This window comes from Agrobacterium sp. MCAB5, assembly GCF_052114365.1.
GTDB lineage: Bacteria > Pseudomonadota > Alphaproteobacteria > Rhizobiales > Rhizobiaceae > Agrobacterium > Agrobacterium tumefaciens.
Map to the genome: position 1 here is coordinate 1 of NZ_JBFREP010000380.1, position 350 is coordinate 350.

The window sequence follows — 350 nt, forward strand, 5'->3', positions numbered from 1 at the left end:
GTCGAAGAGCCTTTCCGCCGTGAAGGAGCGGCAAAGCTCTCGTCCGCCATGCAACAGATAGGCCAGCCGCAGCTCGCTCCAGAGATCCTGGTCGTCGCCGAAGCCGGTTCCGTCAAGTCCGATCGCAAATTCCGGCCCATTCCGCGCCATGAGCGGCAATGGCGCGACGCCGGACCGCAGCCGCAGATTGGCCGATGGGTTGGACACCACCTGCACGCCCCGCTCGGCCAGAAGCTCCAGTTCGTCCTCGCAAAGCTGCACGCCATGCGCGACGGCAAGTCGTGGTGAAAGAAAACCGATCTCGTCCAGATGACGCACCACGCCCTGCGGGAAACGGCGGTCCAGCCAAG

General features: G+C 64.6%; 1 protein-coding gene. It reads right to left on the minus strand.

Annotated elements, in window-relative coordinates; all coding sequences use genetic code 11:
- A partial coding sequence (locus AB4Z23_RS29125; RefSeq protein ID WP_441361390.1) for an amidohydrolase family protein occupies positions 1–350 on the minus strand: 350 nt, incomplete at both ends.